Source organism: Pyrodictium delaneyi (assembly GCF_001412615.1).
Lineage (GTDB): Archaea > Thermoproteota > Thermoprotei_A > Sulfolobales > Pyrodictiaceae > Pyrodictium > Pyrodictium delaneyi.
In genome coordinates this window covers 1003900-1018651 of sequence record NZ_CP013011.1, presented here as the reverse complement: position 1 = coordinate 1018651, position 14752 = coordinate 1003900, and the positions used below count along the sequence as shown (strand labels likewise).

At 49.9% G+C, this 14752-nt stretch carries 21 protein-coding genes; 18 read left to right on the top strand and 3 right to left on the bottom strand.

Features of this window, described 5'->3' with window-relative positions; translation table 11 throughout:
• Positions 1–94: 94 nt before the first annotated feature.
• On the top strand, positions 95–619 hold the full coding sequence (locus Pyrde_RS05235; RefSeq protein WP_197272640.1) for a class I SAM-dependent methyltransferase: 525 nt from the start codon (positions 95–97) through the stop codon (positions 617–619).
• Positions 620–678: 59 nt separating this feature from the next.
• On the opposite strand, the gene Pyrde_RS05230 is transcribed toward Pyrde_RS05235, so the two are convergent.
• Positions 679–1131, bottom strand: coding sequence for a hypothetical protein (locus tag Pyrde_RS05230; protein WP_055408809.1), 453 nt, complete (start codon positions 1129–1131; stop codon positions 679–681).
• 268 nt (positions 1132–1399) lie between these two features.
• Between Pyrde_RS05230 and Pyrde_RS05225 the strand changes: the two genes are divergently transcribed.
• Together Pyrde_RS05225 and Pyrde_RS05220 are read left to right on the top strand one after the other, a co-directional pair.
• Entirely contained in the window at positions 1400–2356 is a 957-nt protein-coding gene (locus Pyrde_RS05225) for an AAA family ATPase (protein WP_055410769.1), read from the top strand.
• Positions 2319–4337 (top strand): VWA domain-containing protein, encoded by a 2019-nt coding sequence (locus Pyrde_RS05220; protein WP_082419495.1) that lies wholly within the window; start codon positions 2319–2321, stop codon positions 4335–4337. The genes Pyrde_RS05225 and Pyrde_RS05220 overlap by 38 nt, the downstream gene beginning before the upstream one ends.
• Positions 4338–4362: 25 nt before the next feature.
• Here Pyrde_RS05220 and Pyrde_RS05215 read toward each other — a convergent pair whose 3' ends face one another.
• Positions 4363–4641, bottom strand: coding sequence for a hypothetical protein (locus Pyrde_RS05215; RefSeq protein ID WP_055408805.1), 279 nt, complete (start codon positions 4639–4641; stop codon positions 4363–4365).
• 2 nt (positions 4642–4643) lie between these two features.
• Positions 4644–5219 (bottom strand): YkgJ family cysteine cluster protein, encoded by a 576-nt coding sequence (locus tag Pyrde_RS05210; protein ID WP_180385412.1) that lies wholly within the window; start codon positions 5217–5219, stop codon positions 4644–4646.
• 614 nt (positions 5220–5833) lie between these two features.
• Here Pyrde_RS05210 and Pyrde_RS05205 point away from each other — a divergent pair.
• The 15 genes from Pyrde_RS05205 (at position 5834) to Pyrde_RS05135 (ending at position 14630) form a co-directional block, all read left to right on the top strand.
• Positions 5834–6694 carry a putative RNA uridine N3 methyltransferase gene (locus tag Pyrde_RS05205; protein ID WP_082419661.1) on the top strand — a complete coding sequence of 287 codons (861 nt, stop codon included), beginning with the start codon at positions 5834–5836 and terminating at the stop codon, positions 6692–6694.
• A gap of 93 nt (positions 6695–6787) precedes the next feature.
• Complete coding sequence (locus Pyrde_RS05200; protein WP_055408799.1) at positions 6788–7831, top strand: 50S ribosomal protein L3; 1044 nt, start codon at positions 6788–6790, stop codon at positions 7829–7831.
• Between the two features lie 37 nt (positions 7832–7868).
• On the top strand, positions 7869–8699 hold the full coding sequence (gene rpl4p / locus Pyrde_RS05195) for a 50S ribosomal protein L4 (RefSeq protein ID WP_082419494.1): 831 nt from the start codon (positions 7869–7871) through the stop codon (positions 8697–8699).
• A 14-nt stretch (positions 8700–8713) separates the two neighbouring features.
• A complete protein-coding gene (locus Pyrde_RS05190) occupies positions 8714–8974 on the top strand; it encodes a 50S ribosomal protein L23 (protein ID WP_055408797.1) in 261 nt (86 codons plus the stop codon).
• A 515-nt stretch (positions 8975–9489) separates the two neighbouring features.
• Positions 9490–9960, top strand: coding sequence for a 50S ribosomal protein L22 (locus Pyrde_RS05185; RefSeq protein WP_055408795.1), 471 nt, complete (start codon positions 9490–9492; stop codon positions 9958–9960).
• A 2-nt stretch (positions 9961–9962) separates the two neighbouring features.
• The gene (locus Pyrde_RS05180) at positions 9963–10673 is read left to right on the top strand and encodes a 30S ribosomal protein S3 (RefSeq protein WP_055408793.1); all 711 of its coding nucleotides are present in this window, start codon (positions 9963–9965) and stop codon (positions 10671–10673) included.
• A 50-nt stretch (positions 10674–10723) separates the two neighbouring features.
• Positions 10724–10942 carry a 50S ribosomal protein L29 gene (gene rpmC, locus Pyrde_RS05175; RefSeq protein ID WP_082419660.1) on the top strand — a complete coding sequence of 73 codons (219 nt, stop codon included), beginning with the start codon at positions 10724–10726 and terminating at the stop codon, positions 10940–10942.
• Positions 10939–11298: a ribonuclease P protein component 1 gene (locus Pyrde_RS05170; RefSeq protein WP_055408791.1), complete on the top strand. Its 360-nt coding sequence runs from the start codon at positions 10939–10941 to the stop codon at positions 11296–11298. Before rpmC ends, Pyrde_RS05170 begins: the two co-directional genes overlap by 4 nt.
• Positions 11234–11584, top strand: a complete 351-nt coding sequence (locus Pyrde_RS05165; RefSeq protein WP_055408789.1) for a 30S ribosomal protein S17 — start codon at positions 11234–11236, stop codon at positions 11582–11584. The genes Pyrde_RS05170 and Pyrde_RS05165 overlap by 65 nt, the downstream gene beginning before the upstream one ends.
• Positions 11585–11664: 80 nt before the next feature.
• Complete coding sequence (locus Pyrde_RS05160) at positions 11665–12081, top strand: 50S ribosomal protein L14 (protein WP_055408787.1); 417 nt, start codon at positions 11665–11667, stop codon at positions 12079–12081.
• 77 nt (positions 12082–12158) lie between these two features.
• Positions 12159–12599 carry a 50S ribosomal protein L24 gene (gene rplX / locus Pyrde_RS05155; protein WP_055410764.1) on the top strand — a complete coding sequence of 147 codons (441 nt, stop codon included), beginning with the start codon at positions 12159–12161 and terminating at the stop codon, positions 12597–12599.
• A 31-nt stretch (positions 12600–12630) separates the two neighbouring features.
• Positions 12631–13401 carry a 30S ribosomal protein S4e gene (locus Pyrde_RS05150; protein WP_055408785.1) on the top strand — a complete coding sequence of 257 codons (771 nt, stop codon included), beginning with the start codon at positions 12631–12633 and terminating at the stop codon, positions 13399–13401.
• Positions 13398–14006, top strand: coding sequence for a 50S ribosomal protein L5 (locus Pyrde_RS05145; protein WP_156328013.1), 609 nt, complete (start codon positions 13398–13400; stop codon positions 14004–14006). Before Pyrde_RS05150 ends, Pyrde_RS05145 begins: the two co-directional genes overlap by 4 nt.
• 33 nt (positions 14007–14039) lie before the next feature.
• The gene (locus Pyrde_RS05140) at positions 14040–14204 is read left to right on the top strand and encodes a 30S ribosomal protein S14 (RefSeq protein ID WP_055408783.1); all 165 of its coding nucleotides are present in this window, start codon (positions 14040–14042) and stop codon (positions 14202–14204) included.
• 24 nt (positions 14205–14228) lie between these two features.
• Complete coding sequence (locus Pyrde_RS05135; protein WP_055408781.1) at positions 14229–14630, top strand: 30S ribosomal protein S8; 402 nt, start codon at positions 14229–14231, stop codon at positions 14628–14630.
• The last annotated feature ends 122 nt before the right edge of the window (positions 14631–14752 follow it).

Here is a 14752-nt window from a genome sequence, read left to right as displayed (position 1 = left end):
TAGAGTGTTGGGAGTGCTGTAATAGGGTAAGTGTTGAGTATTGGTAGGGAGAGCATAATTGGGTAGAAAGGCTGTACTAAGAGAGAAATACAACGTGACAAGCGCTGGATACGACGAGCTCTATCGGGAAGAGCAGTTTGAAAAATACAAGTTGGCACTAAATGTTGTCGGAGTGTGTGGGACAGTATTAGATGACGGTTGTGGAACCGGGCTATTACTGGAATACCTAAAGTCTACAAGCAAACTAGCTGAAGTAAAATTGTATATATGTCTTGATCTATCGCCCGGGATGTTAGAACGTGCAAAGAGTCGCATAAGCATGCTCAACTTAAGGCATCTTGCAGAACTTGTGGAGGCTGATGCTGAGAATATACCGCTACGTGTAAAAAGCATAGACTATACCTTATCGTTCACAGTAATAGACCTTGTAGATGATAAACTAAGGGCTATAAATGAGATAGACCGTGTGACTAAGACTGCAGCAGTAGTCACGAGCCTAAAGAAGGCACACAGTATGAAAGCATGTTTGCCAAATTATGGGAGATATGTAGGTGAAACGTCAAAGGACTACATATTCATAAGATTCGTGAATAAGTTATCCAAAGGCTCCGACGGTTGATCCTTCATCACACTAACACATTTCAGTCTATCGGGCCCTCTTCATCGCCCTAGGACGCGCTAGCCGCCATCCCTACATTTCTCTATGCCCCTGATCACATATCTCTTTACAGCAGACTTAACAACCTCATAGACCTTAGGTGAGAACTCTATACGTACGCGTCTCCCGTCCCGGAGCGTCAGCTCTAGAACACCAGGGGTTACATCGCCTTGAGGTGATGCGATACGCGGTCTAACTAAATTGTAGCTCTTTATGCTGCAATAATCAATAGTAAATCCATGACTAGCCTCTCCCATGTTTCGTTCGCGTCGCTTCCTAAGCGAGTATATAAACAGGTCTACTCGCTGTTGTAGTCCGGTTCTAGGTCTAACACGCTGCCAATACTCACCCAGATAGATAAGTCTTATACAATCTTCTTCGAATACCATATCATAGTGGATTGTATCAGGACCGTGACGTATCCATACACTATAGATAACATTGTCCTCTTTACTTCTTCTCGCCTTGCCCAAACTAGCGTACCCCGACTTAGTATACTATGAAAGGGAAGCACATAACATCTAATAGCGGTACAGTCGGACCATAATTAGTATTAAGCGCATCAAATATGACCTAGGGTTCTCCGAGGAGACAATGGCCAAGGTATGTAAAGAACCTGGTGGAGTAGTAAATTATCCCCTACACCTTCTGGGAATAGTAATGAAGGGTGTAGTAATGGACAGAAAGAATGTGGAGAGTCAAGAGGGTCTAGATGTAGAGGCTATAGTAGGAATGGTTGGCATGGGTGAAGAGAATAACCCGGATAACGCTATGGAAAGTGTTGAAGAGAAGGTTGTTAATATATATTCTGAGATAATGAGTAAATATAAACGAAAACCAATTAGGAACGTTAATAAAATGATGGAAATCCTAAAAACCGAGTATAAACTGCTTGTAGATAAGAAGCTAGTAACGTTAGTAGTAGCGGCTTTTCTTGCAGGGCGGCCAGTGCTCTTCGAAGGGCCGCCAGGTACAGGAAAGACGGAGATAGGTGAAGCAATACTAACACTATGGGCAGGCAAGCCAGCTCTTGTCATACCATGTAGTGAGAACTATGACGAATATAGGGTTATTGGAGACTTTCACCCACTCATGGCGTTTAAGTATGGGTTTAACGAGAAAAGTTTCATACCACGCCCCCTGCTTGCAGCATTAATACTCGACGCTGGTGTACTGGTCGACGAGATAAGGAGAAGTAATGAAGAATTCCAAAACATGCTCCTAGATATAATAGATAAACGTCGCATAATAGTACCTGAACTCAGGAAGATTTTTTACGCAAAAGGCGAGGGTTTCCAAGTAATATTCACCAGTAACCCAGAGGACTATGCTCAGAGCGAGCTAAGTGATGCATTTCTACGGAGAGTTGTAAGAATACCATTCAACTATCCGCCCCCTGAAGTCGAGATAGAGATAATCCGGCTCAGATACGATGTAGATGTCGAGCTAGAACCTAAGATACTCGAGGGAATGGTACAGGTAGTTAACCTTCTACGCCAAAAAGCTGCATATAAGCCGGGGCCTGCAGACACGGTTCTATGGTCCCGAATAGCTGGCAGGTTAGCATCCTTGCGTGGCAAACAGCAAGTGACAGTAAGTGAAGTCGTAGATGCAGCAACTATAGTTCTCTACAAGAGGGTTGGAGAGGAGGAAATTGTAGATGAGGCCCTCGAGAAAGTATTCGGGCTACACCCATAAGCTCAGCGATCAAGCTATGTACCAGATTGCTTACGAGACTGCACTAGAAGCGAGAAAGAGGGGGCTTCACGTATCAACGGCTGAAGTAGTCGAGGCCGCCCGCCTACTAGCACTGTACATGGCGGTATCCGGTGCAAAAACCCTTGCTCCAGACGATATAGCGTTCGTTCTTTCATCTGTATACGCCAAGAGAATGCGTGAAGGCGCCATAATACATGAGATAGTTAGAGAAATCACAAAACGGCGTCAGCCCAGCCAAGCATATGTTGCAAAACACATAGAGGCTGAAATAGATAAGGATCTGCAGGCACTAGGACTACGATATGGTTCAAAGATACGCCATCGGAGACTGACTAGCGAGAAAGCACAGAGTGCATACGCTAGACTCAAGCTACTAGGAATAATACGTAGAGGACGAAAAGGCGAGTATGTCGTACACAGTAGCCAGGCGCGTAGAATAGCAGAACAGCTAGCAAGACACTACAGAGACTATAAAGATGCAATAAAGGATGTAATAAGACGTAACATAACCCGTAACAGTAGCATAGTAGCGTCAATGGGAACTGAACTACTCAACTACATAGATCTCGAAGATCTCAGCATAGACGAGCTAACAAGACTCTATCGGCACGCTGGCAAGAATGAACATCTAAGATACATTGTGTCAAGGACCATAGAGGAAAAGATAAACAAAGGAGAACACTATAGCGACGCATCAAGCATCTACGAGATTCTACGCAAAGAAAAACTGCTCCAGAAGAAGCATTTGCGCTATCTACTCGAGCAGAACCCAAAGCTAGCAGAAAGGGCAGTCAAAGACTTTGGAAAAGAGGCAGTACTAGATGTCGTAGCTGAACTCTCTACGTACAATAAGGAGGGTGCAGTCGAAATAGCTCTCAAAGCTATAGGTATGCAAGCTTCCCGACGCGGTGTCGTAACAGAGATCCTCAATAGGAACCAGATAAGCCTACTAAGTAGTATAGGATCAAGCCAAAGCGAGGCCCTAGAAGTCCTTAATAGGCTTGCTACCGCGAAAAAGTATCTCGCAAAAAGTCTAGTTGACGATACACGTGCCCTATTGGACTATGCAGAATATGAGTATACACGTGCAGTAGAAGAATGGAGTAAAATAAAAGACCATTACGAAAACATTGATTTAGCGCAAATAGTAGAATCTGAGATAACGCGGCTTAAGCAATTAATTGATGCCGCAGAACGTGGCGACATCTATTCACTCATTAAGAGCATTGTAAAGAATATGGATGTGTTCGAGGCACTAAAGCTACTCAGCACTATATATAACGATGCAAACAATAAGAGAGTACGAAGCTACGCGATAATGCTTATGCGGAGTCTCTGGCGTGAATCTCGTGGAAATACCGGGCTAAGACCGTCTCGGAAAATCCGTCTAAGCAAAACCAAGGGAAGACTTCACATACGCAAGACCCTAGAAAAGATAGTACGCTTTAACCCCAGCCCGTTAACCAGGATAACCAAGCACACTACAAGACAATACATAGTGGTCGTCGATAAGAGCGGCAGTATGCGGTCATACGCACTCTACACGATTCTAGCAGCATCTGCGCTGGCCACGAGCATATCAAAGCTCATAGTATTCGACGAAAACATAACAATATACAGAAACATAAAGCACATCAACCCACTTCATGTAGTAGACCTAATACTCTCGACGAGGTTTTCAGGCTACACAAACATAGTTGATGCTCTGCGCTCAGCAGCTAAAGGCTCAACACCACGTCATATAGTGCTCATAAGTGATCTCAAACAAACCATAGCAACCGATGCCACTGTCGAAGAGGTGATCCGTGAACTAAGATTAAAAGGATGGCAAATAACCATAGTTCTTCCACCAAAGCATGACGCCAGAGTGCTGAACAGAATCAAGCCCTATACAAGATTCTACATCATAAGAACTCCCCAGGACATACCATCCATTATGCGTAGAATACTCCGCAGTTAGCCCCCAGTAGTAGCTGAGAAGCCGGCTATGATGAAGACGTATCGATACTATACACTTTGATGCCGAACACAAGGCCTCTGTGTTTTTCCCTAGTATCTTCTAGCAGGGCCCGTACTTTTTCTGCAACATCTCTGGGATCGGTATTGCCGACATTTATCTCAACGTAGTATAGCTCTGGGACTACTCTAGAATTAGTAGCCTTTACCTCGTAGCCTAGGCTCTTAAGCTCCTTGAGAACAGCCTCAGCTACATCAGTATAATATGTGTTGAAGAATATCCTAACGAGGCGCCGCTCCTTCCCCAAGGCTACTCAGACCTCGCCATATACTCGTCTATGTCGTAAACGCTTGCGCATTCACTTAATTTACTAACGTCCATTGGCCGTAGCCCGTGTCTCTCTATAAATGAATTTATAGTCATGAACTCTATGAATACTCTTTTTGCGGCCTCAAACTCGTTAGGGAATAGTTCTGGTATAAGCTCTGGGCGTGTAGACAGATGCTCCATCAGTTTTGGTCCGTGCTGTTTTATCCAGTCGCATTTACCGGAGGCCATTAGCTTTCCAGAGGGAAGCTCTACAAGCAGAGGATACATCTTACACGCTAGCGGTTTATCCTCGTGTATCATACAATGCCTACTGGCTCGATTAAAAAACGGGCAGAACCCTTGTATGATCCACTTATAGAGTGTTACGACACATGCCCCGTCCTCGTCTATGAAGGCTTGCGATGGTTTGAACCCTAGCTTAATATTCATTTCCGCTGCTATTTTTTCTAGTTCCCGCTTCTCCCAGGGGAAGACTATTGGCATCTCGTGCTCAGCACTAAAATAGCAACAGTGCTCACAGAATAAGCAGCTAAACCGTAGCCTTCGCCTAGCCAAGTCCCCCAGGCCCTAGTTTAGCGGCGTCCGCGCTGCTCAATATTTATCAGGACCTACCCTTCCGTCTACGGGCTGTGATGAGGGGTGCAAACGCCTAGCATTCCTGGCTATGCGGTGACGAGGTGAACCCGTCTGAGCCCCATATAATGATCAACGGTTGCGTAGATTCTACATGACGGCCTCAGTAGAAGGGGATATTCAGCACAACTGAATCAGTCCGATGTCTCAGCACTCGGCAAACACGTCACCGGCCCAGGATATGGGAGAGGAAGCGTAGCAGTAATGTACCTAGCCCTCTTCCCTGTCCCTTGCGGGGTGTAGAGGATGGGTGGCCGGCAGAGGACAAGCCTATTCATGGCAAAGGAGGAGGTAAAAGCCGCAGCCAAGCAGGCTAGGCAGCAACAGCAGCGTCGTGGCAAGGGGCGTCGGTAACCACACCGATTTCGGTGAGACATCTAATACCAGTGTGATGTGTTTTTACACTGCCTTCGCCGCTGTGTATATGGCCGTGGTTGTTCGTAGCTCGCGGCGACGAGTCCTTATGCGTATGGGTGCCAATTATGTTTGCTTAATTCTAGCTCCGGGTGAAGCATCCTGGCTCGAGGCTACTAGGGATGAAGAGCCGTAGTGTACCCTCAGCTAGGAGGCTTGAGCTAGCTGTAGCAGTGCCAGCCTCCTATCTTTCGACAGAACATGGTTTGATGTTAAAGACTATTAAGACTGGTATCCTTGCAAGAATACTAGCTGTATTCCGTGCTACACGGCTTATAGTATATGTTGACAGAAATGATGCTGAGAAACATGCTAAGTTGATGGAGGAAATAATAGGCTATATGCTTACGGCTCCCTACTTGAAGAAAAAGCTTTACCCATACAAGCCGGAGCTAAGGTATGTTGGTATCCTCCCGCCGCTACAGCTGCCTACGCACGGTGTAGGCGGGCCTCACGTGGGCGAGATTCGCGAAGCGCTGGTTGTACGCGACCTTGGTGGCCTAGTGGTGCTCGATGCTGGGTTGGGCAAGTATGTTAAGTGTGCGAAACCCCACTGGTTAAAGCGTAGTAAACGTGTACTCGTTAGAATCGAGTCGCTAAATCCTCCCAAGCTACACATACTAAGGGAGGACGAGGCAGGAATCTATACAGGGTTCAGTATAACCGTAGTACGAGGTCTCCGGGAAGCACTAGAGACTGCTAGCGGGTTGCTCCGAGTAGCCACTAGCCGTTTCGGCGAGGTTCTAACAGCGGACAAGGCAGTGAGAGATGCTAGGGAAGCCGCTAGCCGAGGCGGGATAGCGTTATTCTTTGGAGCCCCCGACAAAGGGCTTTTTGAGATAGCTAATAGTGAGGGCTTAGAGCCCGAAGCGGTCTTTGATAGGATATACAATACTATACCGAATCAGGGTACACGTACTGTCCGTGTTGAAGAAGCTCTAGCAGCGACACTAGCAATCTACAACATGTTCCTGGAGCAGTAGGTCATTGAAGGCTTAGGGTTAAAAGCTAGTAACCGGGGAGCCCACGTGAGACGGGGGTAGACTCTAGTACCGGCATGACGGCGGTGGTGTCTAGTGGGCGCAAGAAAGAAGCACGCGCCTCGTAGAGGCAGCCTGGCTGTAAGACCTAGGAAGAGAGCTTCCAGCATAGTCCCCAGGATCAAAACGTGGCCAGAGGTTCAGAGTGAGACGCCTCTACCGCTTGCATTCCTAGCCTACAAGGCCGGAATGACTCACGTATTCGTGATAGACGATGAGCCTGGCTCGCTTACGCAGGGTAGAGAGATATTCATGCCAGTAACGGTTGTTGAAGCACCACCGATGATAGTCACAGCCGTCCGTGTATACGGCTACGATCCAAACATAGGCCTCTACACTCTAGGTGAGGCATGGGCTCAGCCTGAAACCCTCATAGAGAAGTATAAGCTCGACATATACCGTGCGATACCCCGGCTACGCTTCCCTGATACCGAGAAGGCGATCAAAAAGCTTGAAGAGAGACTCGAAAAGGTATACGATGTAAGAATAATAGCTGCTACACAACCGAGGCTCGTAGGCGGTCTAAGCAAGAAGAAGCCAGACCTCATAGAGATAAAGATAGGTGGCGGGAACAGCATAGACGAGAGGTTTAACTATGCCGTTAAACTCCTCGGCAACCCACTCAAGATAACAGACGTCTTCAAGGAGGGTCAATTCGTAGACGTAATAGCGGTAACCAGGGGTAAGGGCTTCCAGGGCGTGATAAAGAGGTTTGGTGTAAAGGAGCTGCCCAAGTGGCACAAGCACAGGAAGGGTAGCCGCAGCGGTCCCGGTAGCAGAGGCCCCGCGACGACGTTCTCGTGGAGCGAGGTACCCCAGCCGGGCCAGATGGGCTTCCACAGGAGAACAGAGTACAACAAGCGCATCATAAAGATAGGCGAGAATGGTCTAGAGGTAACACCTGCTGGAGGCTTCCTCCACTACGGTATAGTGAGGAGCACTTACGTGATGCTGGCTGGAAGCATACCAGGCACACCCAAGAGACCGATAGTACTCCGCCACCCAGTGAGGCCACGCTGGATCCCAGAGGCAGCACCTAAGATAACATACATCAGCTTACAGAGCAAGCAAGGCAATTAACCCTTTAGCATGGCAGCAGCCCCTGGGGTGCGATACTATGGCAGGTAAAGTGGGCTCTATGGTATTCCTACTAGCGGCGGAGCCGCCAGTCGTCCCGGTATTCAACGTTGCAGGCGAAAAGAGCGGCGAGGTAGCGCTACCCAAGGTCTATGGGCTGCCGGTACGCGTCGACCTGATAAGACGCGCATTCCTATCAGAGTTCACAGCGAGACTCCAGCCTAAGGGCCGCGACCCCATGGCTGGCAAGAGGACGACTGCTAGGAGCTTTGGAGTAGGCTTAGGTATTGCCAGAGTGCCTCGCATCCCCGGCCTAGGTCGTGCAGCCTTCATAAACTCTGCTGTAGGCGGTCACCTGGCGCACCCACCTCGCGTAGAGAAGAGGATACACGAGGAGATCAACAAGAAGGAGAAGAAGCTTGCTACAGCTTCGGCGCTGGCTGCTACTGCTAGGAAGGAATTCGTCGAAAAGCGTGGCCACAAGTTCACGGCAGAGGTCCTCCCAATAGTCATAGATGATGAGGTTGAGACAGCTATAACCAGGGTTCGCGAGGCACGTGCACTCCTAGAGAAGCTAGGCGTCTGGGTCGACATAGAGCGCGCAAAGGAGAGGACAAGGATACGCGCTGGTAAGGGTAAGCGTCGCGGGAGGCGGTACATAACACCGCGGAGTATACTCTTCATACTAAGCAACCACAAGTCTCCACTTGCAAGGGCTGTCTCAAGCCTACCTGGTGTAGATGTAGCAGACCCTTGGCATGTCAACGTGCTACAGCTTGCTCCTGGCGGTGTACCTGGGAGACTAACAGTAGTTAGCAAGTCCGCACTGAGTGAACTATCTAAGAGGTTTGATGGAATACTACTAGCCTAAGGGGGTGTCGTACAATGAGCGCCTGGAGTATCATAATACGTCCGGTACAGAGCGAGAAAGCGTTGAGACTAATCGAGGAGCAGAACACGCTGACATTCATAGTAGATAGGAAGGCCACTAAACATGATATCAAGAGGGCGGTTGAACAAGCGTTTGGAGTCAAGGTAGAGAAGGTTAACACCCTAATAACTCCCCGTGGCGAGAAGAAAGCCTACGTTAAGCTGGCCAAGGAGTACAGCGCCACTGATGTGGCCGCACGGCTAGGCCTACTCTAACCACCATACGATGGTTTTAAGATGGCGTCTATATCCATTGTATCCCACTATATTTGGTACACACTTCTACTCTGATCCTTGTTCAGTGTATATAGTATAATGTGCCTCCTAGACTGTATTGTAATCCCCCAACACCATCCATTATCCAAAGGTCGTCGGGATACTGGAGCATCTTGGGCGAATATAGAGAAGACTTGATAGAGGTGTCTGATCCTACACTAGGCTGGAGCAGGCCCGCGCGAGTGCCCCGTGTCGCTCGGGGCTCGGTGAGCGCGTGGAGGCTCCACCCCTAGGCGTCAGGCCTCCCTAACACTTTCACTTCTTACGGTGTAGTAGAGGAATCGAGGGTCGCCAACAGATGGTCTTCTCGTCACGGCGTGTGCTCTGTGCAGGTCAGCTCGCTCATCCCCGGCAGCTCCGTAGATACTATCCGGTAGCGCTCTATTCACTTATTTAGGCGTGCAGTGCTGTGAGCGCCTCCTGGGGATGCTGTAGCAAGAGAGGTGGGCCTCGGGTTGCCGACATGGCATTACTCAGTACGAGTTGACGAGGAGCGTTCAGCTAAGGCTATGGTATGGGATGCGCCCATATCGTACAAGAAGATTGTCGAGTTAGCTCGTGTCATACGTGGTATGAGGCTGGAGGAGGCTCGTAAGTTTCTCGAGCGTGTTGCTGCTGGTAAGGAGCCTATACCTGTGCGCAGGTATGCTAGAAAGCAGGCTCACCACCGTGGCCTCGCTGCTAGGTACAAGTGGCCGATAGGCCGCTATCCGGTCAAGGCTGCTCGTATCCTGCTCAAGCTCCTTGACAATGTGGCCAACAACGCTGAGGTCAAAGGGCTTGACACGGAGAAGCTGCGCATTGTACATATAGCTGTTCACAAGGGGCGTGTGCTTAAGAGGTGGATGCCACGCGCCTTCGGCCGCTCCACCCCTAGGTTCAAGAAGTACAGCCATATAGAGGTAGTTGTGGCGGAGGAAGAGTAACCATGGTACTTATAAAGAAGCATTTCATAAAGAAGTCGATAGCCCAGACAAAGATAGACGAATACCTAGCCAAGAGATTCTATCGTGCAGGCTATGCTGGCGTACAGATAATACAGTTCCCATTAGGCACTAAGGTTTTCATCGATGCTGAGCGTCCGGCAATGATTATTGGCCGGAGAGGCGAGACCATAAGGCAGCTTGCTGCTATATTCGAGCAGCAGTTTGGCTTGCAGAATCCCCAGATAACGGTGCGCCGTGTAGAGAACCCGGACCTCAACGCTCGTGTAGTGGCATCTAGAATAGCTGTGTTCCTGGAGAGGGGTGCGTACTACCGCCGTGTAGCTAACGTGATGGCACGTCGTATAATGAACGCGGGAGCCATAGGTGCCCAGATAATCATCAGTGGTAAGCTACGTACAGAGAGAGCACGCTACGAGAAGGTGCGTATAGGCAAGGTCTACTCTACTGGCAATCAGGTAGAGTATATGGTCGACAGAGCAGTTATGCACATAACTCTAAACCCCGGTGTATTCGGTATAGAAGTCACGATAGTGAAGCCAGCGAAGCCCAGTGACTATGTACGCATAAAGCAGCCTGAAGAGGCTAAAGAGTTCATAGAGGAGATACGAGAGGAGCTAGAGAGGCAGCGCGCTGCGGAGGCCGAGAAGCTAAAGGAGGCCAAGCCCGAAGAGGCAGAGGAACAAGCTGGCTAGGCGCTTAGACAATCCCTCTCAGGAGGTGAGGTCGTGTGACCAAGTACATGATAAAGACTGATGATATAAGAAAGATGAGTGCCGAGGAGAGACTAAAGAAGCTTGAGGAGTTGCGTGAAGAACTAGTAAAGCTACGTCTAAAGGCTGCTGTCGGTACACTCGAGAACCCGGGCGCTATACGCGCTATAAGAAAGACCATTGCAAGGATCCTTACTGTTATGCGTGAGGAAGAACTTGCAAATCAGCGTGGAGCAGGCAGCAAGGCTTGAAGCACACGGAGTGGAATATAGTTTTCCATACCCTCGTGGGCCTTAGAATCCATGTTCTACTCCATCCAGATCCGACTCTCCGTGGCCTCGAGGGAGTTGTAGAACTCGAAACTCGCCGCGGTCTTCTCGTGAGGCGTAATACTGGAGACACAAGCTGGGTCTCTAAGGCAAACGCTATATTCCTAGTCCAACTGCCCAGCGGCACATGGGTTGTTGTACGAGGAGAAGAAATACCGGGAGTGCAGCCCGAGCGTCTTAGGCGGCTAGAACGGTACAAGGGGGTCGGATGGCTTGTCCGCGCGGGTGAGAAACGTAGGTATACCTGGCGTCAACCCACCCGAGAAGACATGCAGTGACCCGAAATGTCCATGGCATGGTAGCGTCAGAGTCCGCGGGCTAGTGCTAACTGGCGTCGTCATAAAGGCCAAGATGAAGAACACGGTTGTTGTCGAACGCGAATATGTGTACTATGACAGAAAGTACAAGAGGTACGAGAAGAGGAGAAGCCGTATACACGCACACAACCCTCCCTGCATCAATGCACAGCCTGGGGACGTAGTAATCATCGGCGAGACTAGACCTCTAGCGAAGACGGTGCATTTCGTGGTACTAGGCGTGGTTGGCAAGAAACCCATGAGCTAAAAGCCTAGCCACAGAGTGTCTTACTACCGCTTAAATAACTCTAACCGAGTTTCTCCGAGCGCCCGGGGTGTAGAGCTGCTATGCCGAAGGGTGGAGCTGGCGCAGGCCCCCGGAGACACATACCTGCGGGTCTACAGGTAGGTAGCTATGTACGTGTAGCCGACAATAGTGGCGCCAAGGAGGCCATGATTATAGGTGTCATAGGGTACCATGGCCGTCTACGTAGAATACCACCAGCAACTATAGGCGACATGGTAGTTGTCACTGTGAAGAAGGGTACGCCAGAGATGAGAAAGCAGGTAACACGCGCTATAGTGATAAGGCAGAGGAGGCCATACCGCAGACCCGACGGCACATGGGTAGCCTTTGAGGACAATGCAGTGGTTATCGTCAGCCAGGACGGGTCTCCTAAGGGTAGCGAAATACGTGGCCCTGTCGCCCGCGAGGCGGCGGAGCGCTGGCCAAAGGTGGCCAACATAGCTAGCATAATCATCTAAATCCCTATATTTATCGTCTTGCTAGAACGCTTGCTTATAGCACGTGGACACGACGATGTATGAATGGGTGCGGTAAGATGCGCTGGGTGAAGTCGAGTCAGCCTCGAAAGCAGAGAAAGGCACTCTTCAACGCACCGCTCCATAAGAGGCAAAAGCTCATGGCTGCACCTCTTAGTCCCGAGCTACGTAAGCAGTACGGCATAAGGAGTCTACCAGTGCGCGTAGGCGACGAAGTCGTCGTGATGCGGGGCGACTTTAAGGGTCACAAGGGTAAGGTTGTACGTGTAGACCTACGCCGTATGAGGATATTCATAGAGGGTGTCACGATAAACAATGCACGTGGTGAGCCCCGCTACTATCCGGTGCACCCCTCGAAGGTCATGATAGTGTCTCTGAACCTTGATGATAAGCGGCGCCGCGAGATAATAGAGCGCAAGCGCCGTCAGCGCGAAGTCCAGCTGGCCCTCCTCCGCGGGAGAGAGGGGTCTATAGGGGGCCAGAAGCCTGAGGCCCAGTAGCAGATGGGGACCACGCTAGGGGTGGCAAGGCATGGCTAGAATGGGTGGTCGTAGGCACCTGAGAACATTAGCTGCTCCAAAGTTCTGGCCCGTACGTCAGCGTGCTGGCGTCTTCACAGTAAAACCGTCGCCGGGCCCTCATCCCATAGAGAGATCCATACCGCTACTGATACTTGTGAGAGATGTGCTAGGCTATGCTAAGACTGGCCGTGAGGCTCGTAAGCTTATAGCGGAGGGCCACTTCAAAGTAGATGGTAGAATTAGAAGGAACTACAAGTACCCCGTAGGCTTCATGGATGTAGTTGAGATAGTTGATACCGGTGAGGCCTACAGAGTACTCCCGTACCCTGTACGCTTCTTCACACTACACCCAATACCAAAGGAGGAAGCAAGTTTCAAGCTAGGACGGCTGGAAGACAAGTCTACAGTGAAAGGTGGACATATACAGCTACATCTACACGATGGCCGCAACGTGCTCATACGTGTCTCCGACCCAACGAACCCAGTAGAAGCTAAGGAATACAAGACCCTAGGCACAGTAAAGATATCAATACCTCAGCAGGAGCTGCTAGGTTATGCACCGCTCGATGTAGGTAGCCTGGCCATAGTATTCGGTGGCCGCAACGTTGGCCGTGTAGGCAGGATAGTGTCAATACAGCGCGGCCTTGGACGTAAAGGCAGCATAGTCACGCTTGAGGATGCCCGCGGAGAGAAGCTCCAGACGAGTCTCGATTACGTCTTCGTAATTGCACCGCCCGAGGAAGAGCCCTGGATAAGCCTCCCGGAGGGTGCATGGAAATGAGCTACTTTAGCTATACGCCGGTTGTGCAGCAGCCTACATCCCCGCTTCCACTGTCACAGGAAGAGATAGAAGCTATCAAGAAGCGCTGGGAACAGAACCCTATGGTAAAGCCCCGCCTAGTCAAGGTTACAGTCAACATTAGCGTCGGCGAGTCCGGCGAGAGACTACAGAAGGCTATACGCGTGCTCGAAATGCTAACCGGTCAAAAGCCATCGGTACGAAAGGCTAAGAAGACAATACGCGACTTCGGCATAAGGAAGGGCGAGCCCATAGCAGCCGTTGTAACCCTTCGCCGCGAAAAGGCGATCGAGTTCCTACGCAAGGCGCTCCAGGCTGTTGGCAACAAGCTAAAGGCTAGCCAGTTCGACGAGTTCGGCAACGTAGCGTTTGGCATAAAGGAGCACATAACTATACCAGGTGTACGCTACGATCCAGAAATAGGCGTATTCGGAATGGACGTAGTACTAACCATCGAGAGGCCAGGTTACAGAGTAGCACGGAGGAGGCGTGCACGCAGCAGGATACCACGCCGCCACCGTGTAACAAAGGAAGAGTCTATGGTGCTTCTACACGAGATGTTCGGAGTAGTTATAGAGCCGAGGTAGAAATGCCGGGTCTAGACTCGGGGGTGCCTGGTTATGGGGAAGTATAGGCCGCCTAGAGTAGTAAAGTACGGTAAGGGCGCATACAAGTGTCAGCGTTGTGGCAGCCACGATGCTGTAATAAAGAAGTATGGATTGATGCTCTGTCGCCAGTGTTTCCGCGAGCTAGCAGTTAGTCTAGGCTTCCGTAAGTATATGTGATCAGGCATAGCGGGGTGATACAGGATGGTTATGCTTGATACACTTGCTAACGCGATGGCTGCTATAGTTAACGCTGAGATGAGGGCCAAGCCGGAAGTAGTCATAATGCCAGCGTCGAAGCTGATAGCTAATGTACTCCGCGTCATGCAGCGAGAGGGCTACATAGGTGAGTTTGAATATATAGATGATGGTCGCTGGGGCAAGATACGCGTAAGACTACTAGGCCGTATAAATAAGGCCGGCGTCATTAAGCCAAGATATTCTGTGAAGTACACCGACCTAATCAGAATGCCAGAGTGGCTTCGTAAGTATCTACCAAGCAGGGATATCGGTATACTGATACTGTCGACAAGCCAGGGAGTAATGTCGCATCGCGAAGCACTAGAGCGTAAGATAGGTGGTGTACTGTTAGCATACGTCTACTAGCGGGCATTACCTAATTTTACAGTGTCTAGGCTTGTCGTCAGCCTCCTGGGGTTTGTAGAAGCATCTGTGCGGGAGGTAGTGGCGTTACAACCTCATGCTCATCGCTACATCTACATGCAGTA

Bases quoted from the DNA above. Each gene is read 5' to 3' on its own strand.
- Pyrde_RS05150 (WP_055408785.1), top strand. From the start codon at position 12,631: ATGGCTAGAATGGGTGGTCGTAGGCACCTGAGAACATTAGCTGCTCCA.
- Pyrde_RS05220 (WP_082419495.1), top strand. From the start codon at position 2,319: ATGAGGCCCTCGAGAAAGTATTCGGGCTACACCCATAAGCTCAGCGAT.
- Pyrde_RS05225 (WP_055410769.1), top strand. From the start codon at position 1,400: ATGGGTGAAGAGAATAACCCGGATAACGCTATGGAAAGTGTTGAAGAG.
- rplX (WP_055410764.1), top strand. From the start codon at position 12,159: ATGCGCTGGGTGAAGTCGAGTCAGCCTCGAAAGCAGAGAAAGGCACTC.
- Pyrde_RS05140 (WP_055408783.1), top strand. From the start codon at position 14,040: ATGGGGAAGTATAGGCCGCCTAGAGTAGTAAAGTACGGTAAGGGCGCA.
- Pyrde_RS05145 (WP_156328013.1), top strand. From the start codon at position 13,398: ATGAGCTACTTTAGCTATACGCCGGTTGTGCAGCAGCCTACATCCCCG.
- Pyrde_RS05160 (WP_055408787.1), top strand. From the start codon at position 11,665: ATGCCGAAGGGTGGAGCTGGCGCAGGCCCCCGGAGACACATACCTGCG.
- Pyrde_RS05180 (WP_055408793.1), top strand. From the start codon at position 9,963: ATGGTACTTATAAAGAAGCATTTCATAAAGAAGTCGATAGCCCAGACA.
- Pyrde_RS05135 (WP_055408781.1), top strand. From the start codon at position 14,229: ATGGTTATGCTTGATACACTTGCTAACGCGATGGCTGCTATAGTTAAC.
- Pyrde_RS05205 (WP_082419661.1), top strand. From the start codon at position 5,834: ATGAAGAGCCGTAGTGTACCCTCAGCTAGGAGGCTTGAGCTAGCTGTA.
- Pyrde_RS05190 (WP_055408797.1), top strand. From the start codon at position 8,714: ATGAGCGCCTGGAGTATCATAATACGTCCGGTACAGAGCGAGAAAGCG.
- rpl4p (WP_082419494.1), top strand. From the start codon at position 7,869: ATGGCAGGTAAAGTGGGCTCTATGGTATTCCTACTAGCGGCGGAGCCG.